This window comes from Mesorhizobium delmotii (genome assembly GCF_900149755.1).
Taxonomy (GTDB): Bacteria; Pseudomonadota; Alphaproteobacteria; order Rhizobiales; family Rhizobiaceae; genus Mesorhizobium; species Mesorhizobium delmotii.
Genome location: NZ_FUIG01000029.1, coordinates 126386 through 137163, shown reverse-complemented (window position 1 = coordinate 137163; position 10778 = coordinate 126386). Strand labels below are relative to the sequence as shown.

Genomic DNA, 10778 nt, shown 5'->3' with positions numbered 1-10778 from the left:
GCTGAAAGATTTGTGAATCAAGAAGGAGCGGAATGTGAACAGGACGATCAAAGTAGCTCTCAAGGACTTTCCCTCGGTCCCGCCTTCACTTTTTGCGCAGTCCAGCCCACCGGCGCTGGCTGAAGAGATCGAGATCGACCTGGGGCGACTCTTTCATCACTTCTACCTCGATACTCAAGGCACCCCGCCGCCTGACCCTGACGCGGCGCAGTTTCACCACCTGAAACTCCTGGCGGCCACGACAGATTTCCGCGCTCGCGACCAGGGATTCGGCAGCCACGCAGCCTACAAGGGGCACGTATCCAACGAACTGGGCCAGGCCTTCTGTCGGTGGTTCCTCTATGACCATCTCGACATAACTTACTTCGCGCACATGGAGCACGTGCTAGACCGCGGCGCGCTGGAGGGCTCCGGCAATGCACGTGTTGAGCGCGTGCAAAAGGGAGACGCGCCGGACTATCTCTGCGCGGGGAGAACCGGCGAACTTTTCCTTGCGGAAGCCAAGGGGCGTACCTCCACAGTCTCCTTCGGTAACGCCGAGTTCAAGCGCTGGAGGAAGCAATTCGGCCGGATCGTTGTCAGAGACGAGTCGGACGTGGAGCGAGCCGTAAAGGGCTTCATCGTCGCGACGCGATTCTCCTGCGAGGCCAGTCCGAGGGTCTGTTCGAAGCTTTTCGCTGAAGACCCAAAGACGCGTGGAGACGGGCCGTTGCGCGATGACGGTTCGCTGCTCGGGACCGCCAAGACGCTCCACTACGCAGGCATCGCAGCAAAACTTCGTCAACCGATCCTATCGGCGGCGCTCGCTACCGGCGGGCTCGTGCCCGAAGAGATAATCATTCTGGGTATGGTCTGGGAGTTGATCATGCCGCCCTATCAGGGTCGACGTTTTGTTGGGGGCTATTTCCCTGGCCCGGGCGGAGTCCAACCGATCCAAAATAGCGATGGTAAGGTGGTCTTTCTGCCCGAGAACCCGCTTCGGCTTGACTATGCCTCCGGCACCTTCTTCGGGGTGGAGGAACACGTTTTCCGCGCAGTGTGCCAAGCGGCTAGAACTGGCAGTACACAGGCGGTCCAGCCCCTCGAAGAACCCGCCTTCTTCTACAGCGCGATCAGCTTCCTTCGGGACGGGTCAATTGTGGGTCCGGTGGACTTTTTCAGGCCCCAGGGGCAGGTTGCTTTCTGAGCATGATGCACCCTTAGTCCTTAGTGCGACCTTTCAAAGGCTGGAATGGGTCAGTTCGGAAACTCGGCCCCGCTTGAATGAGCGTGTGGATTCTCGCGCTGTCGGCCCAGAACCGGTTGGACCGCTTTTGATGCGGTGGACGGCTCTCCACCCCTTGCGGCTATAGTCGTGGGGCTAGAGCTGGAGGAGAGCTGCCATGGGCATTGCTACGACGATTGGTCTGGATATCGCGAAGTCGGTCTTTCAAGTGCACGGCGTGGATGCGGCTGGCGAGGTTGTCATCCGCAGGAAGCTGACCCGTGGGCGGGTCCTGGGATTGTTCGAGAATCTGCCCCGATGCCTCGTCGGGATCGAGGCATGCAGCTCCTCGCATTATTGGGCTAGAGAACTGATTGCACGAGGCCATGATGTGCGGCTGCTTCCGGCGCAGTATGTGAAGCCCTACTTGAAGCGGCAGAAGAACGATGCGGCCGATGCTGAGGCCATCTGCGAGGCCGTGACCCGGCCGACCATGCGCTTCGTGCCGGTGAAGACGCCGGAGCAGCAGAGTGTGATGATGTTGCACCGGGTTCGGTTGATGCTCAACCGCCAGCGTACCCCGCTATCGAACGCGTTGCGGGCGCATCTCTCGGAGCTCGGTATCGTGGCGCCGACCGGGCGCAGCGGGATCGAGCAGCTGCTTGCCGTCATCAACGACGAGAACGACCCGAGGGTGCCAGCTGACGCACGGCTCTGCCTGCAGATGCTCGAGGCGCAGCTCATGGTCGTGAAGGCGCAGATACTCGAGAATGATCGAAGGGTCGGGGCGAGTGCGAGAGAGACCGAGCTAGCTGTGGAGCCTCAATAGGTTGTTCCCGGCCAGACCGAGTCGGCTGATGGGCGGTTTTGAGCCGATACTGCCATGAGGTCTATGCCAGTTATAGCGGTGGAGCCATCGCGGCAGCTCGGCGTTGCGTTCGTCGGAAGTGTTGTAGGCGCGGGCATAGGCCCATTCGCGCAAGCTGGTCTGAATGAAGCGTTCGGCCTTTCCGTTGGTTCTGGGCGTATAGGGCTTGGTGAAGATCTGGCGCAGGCCGAGACGTTTGCAGGCTGCCCGGAAAGCCCGTGATCGGTAGCAGGAGCCGTTGTCGGTCATCACCCGCTGCACTTTGATTCCGAGGCTGGCGTAGTAAGCGACGGCGGCCTCGAGGAAGGCAACGGCGCTCTCCTTGCGCTGGTCGGGCATGACCTGGACGAAAGCGATGCGCGAGGCATCGTCTATGCAGACATGGACGAACTCCCAGCCGATGCCGTGGTGGCGGTTGATTGCACCAGGATATCGCCCGGTGATGCGGTGTCCGACAGAGCCGATCCGGCCGAGCTTCTTGATATCGAGATGGATGAGTTCACCGGGATGCTCGCGTTCATAGCGGCGCACAGGTTCCTGTTCCAGCGCGCTCAACTTGTTCAAGCCCAGTCGGCGCAGCACACGGCTGACGGTTGCTGGCGAGACGCCGACCTCGGCAGCGATCTGCTTGCCCGTCCGCGCTGGCGGCGCAGCCGTTCGATCGTCTCGACAACCGCCTGAGGCGTTGGCCGGCGCAGCCGATGCGGCCGGGATGAGCGATCTCGCAATCCCGCCGATCCTTCGCGGCGATATCGGTCGACCCACTTGCGGACCGTCCGCGGGCAGACGCCTGCGGCTTCGGCCACGGCCTGCGGCGTCTGCCCGCTCTCGACCTGCCTTACAATTCGCTCTCGACCGCGCGGCGTCAGACGGGCATTCTTGTGGATGTTCATCCGGTCCTCCGAGAATCACTGAAGCTTCGACAACCTCAGCTTTCCCGGTCCGGGCCGGATGGACAACCTATGGAAAGGTCACAGCTAGGTCGCAGGTTGATGGAGATACCAGGCGTAGGCCCGTTGCTGGCGAGTGCGTTCGTGGCGACCGTCGCCGATGCGCACGCTTTCAAGTCGGGGCGCTGCCTCTCGGCCTGGATCGGTCTCGTGCCGAAGCAAAACTCAAGCGGGGGCAAGGAGAAGCTCGGCAGCATCTCCAAAGCCGGCAATCGTTACTTGCGCCAGATGCTCGTGGTCGGCGCGATGGCGGTGATCCGATATGCCGAGCGGAACGGGACTAGGCGGCCATGGCTCGTGCAGCTGATGACCCGGCGAACGGCCAAGGTTGCAGCGGTTGCGCTCGCCAATAAGACCGCCCGGGTGGTCTGGGCGTTGATGACAAGCGGCGAGCGCTACAGGGAGCCAGTCATCGCATAAAACGAGACAAGGCGAGCGAACGCCGACGAGGTTGGAAAGGGCGGACAGGAGCTAATGCACAAAGCCGGTTGATACCGCCGGATCAGGAGAACCCAATTGGGCCGTGCACCTTCGAGTGCGAGCTTTCGATCGGGACCTGAGCCGCGCGAATGGCATTATGGCCAGCGGCATATGAAGAGCCGCACCTATAGGTCGGATACATGGCCGCACCAACCAGCAACTGCAGAGCGCTCAAATAGAACCCTTGCCAACGGAGAGCCGTCCATACACGGCCCATATAGGCCATCAAGCAGTCGCTAGGCACCCGCCACCAGCCAACCTCGTAGCTCGCACTTCAGGGTATACCCTGAAGTGACGTAACATGGTTCGCTTCGGGCGATGTAACATCGGAGTTGACATTGACTATTTGTGACAGTGTAGCCTCGGGCTTAAACCTTGAGGTGACACTTTATGAGCCGGATAGGCTACGCCCGCGTCAGCACGATTGATCAGGATCTCGACACGCAAATCGCCAAGTTGAAGGCCGAAGGCTGCGATATCATTCGCTCGGAAAAGGTCTCAGGGGCAAGCCGCGATGGTCGAGCCGAACTGGCTATCATTCTGGACTTTTTACGACCCGGCGACGAGCTGGTTGTCACCCGACTCAATCGGCTCGGCCGCGATACACGAGACGTTCTGAATTTGATCCACGAATGCGAACAACGAGGAGCCTTCGTGACCGTCCTCGACCCGCATGTCTCGATCCGTGGCGAAATGGGCCACGTTGTGCTGACCGTCCTTGGCATGGTCGCGCAAATGGAGCGGCGATTTATTAAGGGGCGACAGCGCGATGGCATTGAACGGGCAAAAGGCAAGGGCGCGTACTCAGGTGGAAAACGCCGCGTCGACTATGCCGCTATCTGCAAGTTGGATCAGGAAGGCCTCGGCCCATCGGACATTGCCAAGCACATCGGATGCTCGCGTATGCAGGTCTATCGAGTCCTGGCAGATAGGCCCGGCATTCTGCCTGTTAAGGTGTGATGAGATGGTGGTCGAAACCAACCACTTCGCTAGGATCGGTCGGTTGAGCCCAGTAAACATTCTGCCAGTGAATGTCGCGTCCGTCGTGTTTTCCACAATGCTCGGCGCTTAACAGCACGAGCCAATCGGCGGCGGAATGGGTGCACCACCTCGGCGGCATTTTCGCCATGCTCTCGGGTCCGGCCTACGCTGCCGTTTTCACAGCCGCCCTGAACGGGTGCTCGAGGGTGAAGGCGACTGGCCGCACGCCTTGATGAACTTGGCTCCAAGTCAGGGCATGGGCAATTGGGAAGCCGAGTCGCGTAGAAGGCGCTCACGGCAGTATTGCCCCGGCCGTCGCGGAGGTAGCAAGAAAGTTGCGGCCCGTTCGGGCTGCTGGATCGGCTGATAGGAGGTAACGATCAGGATTGGCAATCAGGCAGTGAGCGCGCGATTGGCGAGTTGCCGAGCGCTGTCATGGGTGATCTTTGCTTGAAGCGGAGCCATCAAGTGAATCCCGTTGCCGCCGGCGACTTTCGGCCAACTCGCCAGGCCTGCCGCTTCCATGATGTCGCGGAGCGCCGTCTCGGTCACTTCCCCCCATTCGACGCCTCCACCGGGGTCGAGGTCTAAAAACAACGCGGTCGGCGTGCTCGATGTTGTCAACTGTGGCGTTCCAAGGATGCAGCTTCTACGGCATCCTGCATGGAAGACATCGGCACGGCCGAGGAACGAAAGTCAGGGTCGTGTCCCACCGCGTGGTGTAGGTCGGCGGTAGCGAAGCCGCTGGCGAGGCGCGCCCTCAACAGCGCTGTAGATGCTATGGGCGGCGGCGAGCGTGTGGCACCCTCGACGCTGTTGAGCAGCTACCTAAGGTAGCGCCCCATGTCACCATCCTTTGATGCAAGCAAATCCCTTACCGCCCTTGATCAGGACAGCACGTTGGTCGCAGTGATTGAGATGAGCCAGACAAAGTGGCTCATTGCTGCGACGGTCCCTGGCTTTGAACGTAACCCTCTCAAGAAGCTCGATGCCGACCCGGATTCGGTGTTCAGGCTGTTGCGCCGCTGGCGCAGCGAAGCCATCCAAGCCGGGCGTGAAGTCCGGCGCATCGTTGTCGCCTATGAGGCTGGACGCGACGGCTTTTGGTTGGCGCGCTGGCTCCAGGCGCGCGCTGTCGAAGCTTATCTCATACATCCATCGAGCGTCGCGGTTTCCCGTGAACATCGGCGTGCCAAGACCGATCGCCTCGATACCGAACTGCTGATGCGCGCCTTTCTTGGCTGGCTGCGGGGCGAGAAGCGCCACTGCAGCATGGCAGCCATCCCAACCATCAATGAGGAGGAGGCCTACGGCAGCGTTGATCCACGCCAGCGCACTTCTTACATGGGAGCATGAATACGAACCCCGTTCGGCGAGCTATTGCGCGATTCACCATTCGTTCACTTTATTAGCGCACGTTCATAAGCGGACATGTTGGTGTAGCTCGTACGTGCCCAAAGCCCCGGCGCAACGACCCAGCGCCGGGGCTTTTTTGGACCAGAAGGCACCGCTGAGAGGAGCAATCGTCCAGCGGTGTAGGCCTTGGCTGCTCTGTGAACGTTTCCGGAGTTGCTGCTTTTTTGCGGCGTAAAGAAATCCGGGCTTTTACGGCGTCCAAAAACTCGGGTGTCTGCGGCGGGGCGCGCCATTTGGCGTGGTAACGCTGGAATTGCGGATTGCACCTAAAGACTTCCTGGGCCCAGGTCGTGTGGGGAAATCCACCGGAATAGTCGTAAGCTTCGCACTACGCCGTCCGGCCAGCATATCAACCGTACGTAGCGCCCGCGGGCAGGAGCATTGGTCAGGCTGAGCATCGTTAAGCGCTACGCCGACAGGCCGAGAACCGGTTGCCATAATACAGGTCCGTTCAGACGTCCCCTCCAGCGGATGCGCTTGAGGCTATCGTGCGAAATCTCGAGAAAACCGGCGACCGCCTCCGTGTTACCGACCGGCTTCGGCTGTCCGATGCGCGACAACGGCCACGTTGCGAGACGCAGGATCCGTTCCATGCGCGTATCGGTCACTGTCACAATCCGAGTGAGATTGTTCGCCAAGCCGAATTCGATCATGCCGGCGAAGAGCTCGTAGGTTGCTTGCGCCAGTCCGCCAGACTTAGGCGCTGATGGAGGGAGATCGAGTGCGAAACGACTGCTCTCCCAAATGCGGGCACTCGCGGGCGCCGCAGTCTCACCCAGCAGCATCGGAAAGGTATCGCGCAACATTGTCGGTCCGGTAGTCGGTAAAAGACGGACGCAACCGCAAATTCGCCAGTCGGATCCCTTGAGAAGCAGATAGACGGGGTTCAGGCTGTCAAATGCGTCTGTTTCCATCTCGCTTTCGGTCTGAACTTCCCAATCCAGCCTTTCCTTGAAGACCCGATGCCTGAGCCCGTGCATTTCGTTGAGCTCGTTTGGAAACTCGCCGTAGAGTTCAGGTGTTATCAGCTGCATCATCTGTCGCCTCCGTGCAGGATGTGTTCCCGCCATCGAAGAGCAAAGCCGACATTGATGCAGCCTGTAGACCTTTACAGCTTTCCAACAAAAGGAGTCAGGATCTCCACTGACGGGAAGCAGTCAGCCGTGCTACGCCCTGGTTTATGGTTCGCACGCCAAGCTTTGCCTTGGCGTTTTCCAGATGGAAGGTCACGGTGCGTTTCGAGACGCCGAGGATCTGGCTGATATCCCAGGCGGACTTACCGCGCGCCGCCCATTTCAGGGATTCGAACTCCCGAGGGGTCAGCGTTATGCCATCCACCACGCAATCTTCGGCGAGCTGGCGGCGGGCATGTATATGAAAGTTGATTGCGACCAGCTGCAATGCTTTTTCGTAGCGAGTGAGTGACCGCAAGAGAGGCGGACGGGACTGGTCGGAAGCGAAGGTCAGCGCCGCAAACCGGCCGCGATGGTCATGCATGGACATGGTCAATCCGCCGCGAATGCCAAAGTGAGCTGCTTTTTCCAGGATTTCTTGCTGCGAGGCCGGCAGACACTGGCGGGGTCGATCCACGCCCCAATCAAAAGTATCCCAGCCTTGCAGCCCGCGCAGGATCACCGGATCATGGCTGTGGTAGCGCAGTTGCAGATAGTGCGATGTCCAGGATGAAGGATAATTTGAAATCAATCGCGGCGTCTGGCCGGAGACCGACGGGTAACTGAAATAGGCGAAGAGCGGAAAGTCAAAGCCGGCTGCGGCGGACGCCATCGCCTCATGGAGGTCGACCGCATCGACGCTTGCAGAGAGTTGCTCGACGAAGTTTTCGAATACGCGATACATCAGCCCTTTGCGCGACCTCCTCGAATGTTGCTCGATGCCAGGCGGAAACCTGGGTCTAAATGACCCCGCATCGATGCGACGCGGACGATTTGGTCGCCATCATCGCCGGCATTACTTTGCTGCTTCCCCGTGAAGTGAACGCCGCGCACCTGGCCGCTTACCAACCGGGGATGTTGAGACGTTATCGATGAGCCGTGTGTCGCCGAGCCAAGCCGCGACAAGCAAGCGTGCTGGTCGGTCAAGCCCTGCTAGCGGCTGCAGGTCTGTTTCGCCGCGAAGTTCCAGGTACTCGACCTCGCGATAGCCTGCCGCCAGAATTGTTGCACGCGCTTCATCAAGCATGGGCAAGACAGGAGAGCCACGCGCAAGCCGCTCAGCCGTGTCGAGCAAGACCGAAGCCAGCTTTGGGGCAATGGCGCGTTCTGCTGGCGAGAGCCGGCTATTGCGCGACGATAGTGCAAGACCATCGGTTTCGCGGACTGTCGGACATGCGACCACGGTGATCGGGATGTCAAGGTCCCGGACCAAGCGCCTGACAAGCTGAAGCTGCTGGAAATCCTTTTCGCCAAAGAAGGCGAAGTCAGCGCCGGTCTGCAGGAAGAGCTTGGCCACGACCGTCGCCACGCCATCGAAATGGCCGGGCCGGAAGGCGCCGCACAGGCCCTCGCTGAGAGCGGACACCGAAACGGCGGTGGCGAAGCCCGCTGGATACATCTCGTCTGCATCCGGCACATACAGCAGATGTGCGCCTGTCGGCACGAGCTTGGCAGCATCTTCGTTTTCCGTCCGGGGATAGGCGGCAAGGTCGGCGGCACTGTTGAACTGCTTGGGATTGACGAACAGCGTCACGACTACCCGCTCGGCCTTCTGAAGCGCGGCACGCACGAGGCTCAGATGGCCTTCATGCAAGGCTCCCATGGTCGGGACAACGGCGATACGGGTGCCTGAGCGACGCCATCCCGCGGCAACAGCGCGGAGCTCGGCAACGGTTCGAACGATCGGCACGCTCATGTGACGCCTCCGGCCTTCGTCTCGTTGGCGTAGAGATGTTCGGCCGCCGGAAAGCGCCGTTCCCTCAGGTCGGCGGCGTAAGCCGCAATCGCCGCATCGGCGTGGTCGCCTAGTTCGGCGTAGCGCTTGACGAATTTCGGCCGGAAAGAGCTGAAAAGCCCGAGCATATCGTCGCTCACCAGAATCTGACCGTCGCAGGCGAGCGAGGCGCCGATGCCGATGGTTGGGACGGCGATCTCCGCAGTGATGCGCTTTGCGAGGGGCTCGGGCACTTTCTCCAGCACCACGGAAAAGGCGCCGGCCTCCGTGACCGCACCGGCATCGCGCCTGATGCGCTCGGCATCGTCTCCCCGCCCCTGGACGCGGTAGCCACCGAAAGTATTGACCGACTGCGGCGTTAAGCCGACATGGGCCATGACAGGCCCGCCGCGGGCGCCGAGGAAGCGAATGGTCTCGGCCATTTTCTCACCGCCTTCGAGCTTCACAGCTGCACAACCGGTCTGCGCCATCAGGCGCGCAGCGTTGCGGAAGGCCTGCTCGGGGCTCTCTTCATAAGAACCGAATGGCAGGTCTACGACCATCAATGATCGCACCAGACCCCGGCGCACCGCCTGGCCGTGCGTGATCATCATGTCGAGAGTGACGCCCAGCGTCGACGAGAGGCCGTGCAGTACCATGCCGACGCTGTCGCCAACGAGCACGATGTCGCAGTGTCGATCAACCAATCTGGCGATCGGCGTAGTATATGCCGTCAGGCAGACGAGTGGAGTCTGGCCTTTCCGCATTCGAATATCCGGCGGTGTCATCGCCTTTGTCTCACCAGTTGCGCTCAACCCACGCATCCTTCCCTTGCGTTACCCGCCGCGGGTGTCGCGTTTGGCATATTTTTGTGCGAGTGCGAAGAGCTAAAAAAGACGTGCAGCTGTGCGGTGTTGACGTTCGTGCAGCAACGCTTAAATTCAATCGATTCAGTCACCCTGAATTTGGGGCCAACTCACTTTCGCGAACATGGACCATCAGGCAAAAGGAACCAGAAAAGGCAGAGCCGCGCTCAAGGCCGACGAAGCAAAAGTGGACCTGATCGCCGTTGTCGTCGCCGTAAACGACAGTGAACCCTGTCTTCTCACCATCGGGAACGCGGACACCCTTCCGTCCGGACCATATGCGCTAGAGCATCGATCGCTGCAATCCGGTCTGAGGGGTTGGGTGGAGCAACAGACCGGCCACCCGCTGGGGTACATCGAGCAGCTCTACACCTTCGCCGATCGGGACCGCATAGGGGCCGAGCGCCAGGAACGCGCCATCTCAATCAGCTATCTCGCACTCACTCGGAAGGAACAGGCAACAGGCTCCGCTAATTGCGGGTGGCGGAGTTGGTACGAGTATTTTCCCTGGGAGGATCATCGCTCCGGCACGCCGGTGGTGCTCGATATTTTACGTCCACGCCTGATTGAGTGGGCTGAGGGCGCCAGCGACGCCACCACGCGACGCGAACGCCGGCAGCGCGCCGCGATTGCCTTCGGTTTCGACGACCGCAATTGGAACGAGGAACTCACGCTCCAGCGCTACGAGTTGCTTTACGAATCTGCCCTGATCGAAGAGGCTGGTGGCGGGCGGGACGTCGCGCCTGCGGCGGTATCTGGCAAGGCAATGATCGCTGACCATCGACGAATCCTGGCGACCGGCATTGCGCGGCTACGTTCAAAGATCAAGTACCGACCGGTGGTGTTCGAGCTCATGAGGCCGTCCTTCACACTGCTTCAGCTGCAGCGGACCGTGGAGGCGCTCGCCGGGAGGCTCATCAACAAGCCGAACTTCCGAAGACTTGTTGAGCAGCAAGAGCTGGTCGAGGAAACTGGCGAGACCTCCCTCGAGACGGGCGGACGGCCGGCAAAGCTTTATCGGTTCCGCCATGCCGTCCTCGACGACAGGGCTGTGGCCGGGACAAAATTGCCGCTCGCGCGGGCTTGACATACTTATAGTCAAGGTAGACATATTCCCCTTATTGTCA

General features: G+C 60.5%; 8 protein-coding genes and 4 pseudogenes. 6 read left to right on the top strand and 6 right to left on the bottom strand.

Features of this window, described 5'->3' with window-relative positions; all coding sequences use genetic code 11:
- Positions 1 to 34: 34 nt before the first annotated feature.
- Both BQ8482_RS19425 and BQ8482_RS19420 read left to right on the top strand, forming a co-directional pair.
- Positions 35 to 1186 (top strand): hypothetical protein, encoded by a 1152-nt coding sequence (locus BQ8482_RS19425; protein WP_123149103.1) that lies wholly within the window; start codon positions 35 to 37, stop codon positions 1184 to 1186.
- 196 nt (positions 1187 to 1382) lie between these two features.
- Positions 1383 to 2015 (top strand): annotated as a pseudogene (locus BQ8482_RS19420) (IS110 family RNA-guided transposase); the annotation flags it as partial.
- Here BQ8482_RS19420 and BQ8482_RS19415 read toward each other — a convergent pair.
- Positions 2013 to 2965: pseudogene (locus BQ8482_RS19415) on the bottom strand (IS481 family transposase). The pseudogenes BQ8482_RS19420 and BQ8482_RS19415 overlap by 3 nt on opposite strands.
- A 78-nt stretch (positions 2966 to 3043) precedes the next feature.
- Here BQ8482_RS19415 and BQ8482_RS19410 point away from each other — a divergent pair.
- A pseudogene (locus tag BQ8482_RS19410) lies at positions 3044 to 3442 on the top strand (transposase); the annotation flags it as partial.
- A gap of 450 nt (positions 3443 to 3892) precedes the next feature.
- Positions 3893 to 4462: a recombinase family protein gene (locus BQ8482_RS19405; protein ID WP_123149102.1), complete on the top strand. Its 570-nt coding sequence runs from the start codon at positions 3893 to 3895 to the stop codon at positions 4460 to 4462.
- Positions 4463 to 4876: 414 nt separating this feature from the next.
- Here the strand turns inward: BQ8482_RS19405 and ligD are convergent, their stop codons facing one another.
- Positions 4877 to 5107 carry a non-homologous end-joining DNA ligase LigD gene (ligD, locus tag BQ8482_RS38670; RefSeq protein WP_208867764.1) on the bottom strand — a complete coding sequence of 77 codons (231 nt, stop codon included), beginning with the start codon at positions 5105 to 5107 and terminating at the stop codon, positions 4877 to 4879.
- Positions 5108 to 5326: 219 nt separating this feature from the next.
- Between ligD and BQ8482_RS19395 the strand changes: the two are divergent.
- Positions 5327 to 5791 (top strand): annotated as a pseudogene (locus tag BQ8482_RS19395) (IS110 family RNA-guided transposase); the annotation flags it as partial.
- Between the two features lie 515 nt (positions 5792 to 6306).
- On the opposite strand, the gene BQ8482_RS19390 reads toward BQ8482_RS19395, so the two are convergent.
- From BQ8482_RS19390 to panB, 4 genes are all read right to left on the bottom strand, one after another.
- Positions 6307 to 6936 carry an acyl-homoserine-lactone synthase gene (locus tag BQ8482_RS19390; RefSeq protein WP_123149100.1) on the bottom strand — a complete coding sequence of 210 codons (630 nt, stop codon included), beginning with the start codon at positions 6934 to 6936 and terminating at the stop codon, positions 6307 to 6309.
- Between the two features lie 94 nt (positions 6937 to 7030).
- A complete protein-coding gene (locus BQ8482_RS19385; protein ID WP_123149099.1) occupies positions 7031 to 7756 on the bottom strand; it encodes a LuxR family transcriptional regulator in 726 nt (241 codons plus the stop codon).
- A 111-nt stretch (positions 7757 to 7867) separates the two neighbouring features.
- Complete coding sequence (panC, locus tag BQ8482_RS19380; RefSeq protein ID WP_123149098.1) at positions 7868 to 8767, bottom strand: pantoate--beta-alanine ligase; 900 nt, start codon at positions 8765 to 8767, stop codon at positions 7868 to 7870.
- Complete coding sequence (gene panB, locus BQ8482_RS19375) at positions 8764 to 9600, bottom strand: 3-methyl-2-oxobutanoate hydroxymethyltransferase (RefSeq protein ID WP_123149097.1); 837 nt, start codon at positions 9598 to 9600, stop codon at positions 8764 to 8766. The genes panC and panB overlap by 4 nt, the downstream gene beginning before the upstream one ends.
- 175 nt (positions 9601 to 9775) lie before the next feature.
- On the opposite strand from panB, the gene BQ8482_RS19370 reads away from it, so the two are divergent.
- Entirely contained in the window at positions 9776 to 10738 is a 963-nt protein-coding gene (locus tag BQ8482_RS19370) for an NUDIX hydrolase (protein ID WP_123149096.1), read from the top strand.
- Positions 10739 to 10778: the final 40 nt, after the last annotated feature.

What these genes read in the sequence shown, in the direction of transcription:
- BQ8482_RS19405 (WP_123149102.1), top strand. Translation starts at nt 3,893, where the DNA reads ATGAGCCGGATAGGCTACGCCCGCGTCAGCACGATTGATCAGGATCTC.
- BQ8482_RS19390 (WP_123149100.1), bottom strand. Translation starts at nt 6,936, where the DNA reads ATGATGCAGCTGATAACACCTGAACTCTACGGCGAGTTTCCAAACGAG.
- BQ8482_RS19385 (WP_123149099.1), bottom strand. Translation starts at nt 7,756, where the DNA reads ATGTATCGCGTATTCGAAAACTTCGTCGAGCAACTCTCTGCAAGCGTC.
- panC (WP_123149098.1), bottom strand. Translation starts at nt 8,767, where the DNA reads ATGAGCGTGCCGATCGTTCGAACCGTTGCCGAGCTCCGCGCTGTTGCC.
- BQ8482_RS19370 (WP_123149096.1), top strand. Translation starts at nt 9,776, where the DNA reads ATGGACCATCAGGCAAAAGGAACCAGAAAAGGCAGAGCCGCGCTCAAG.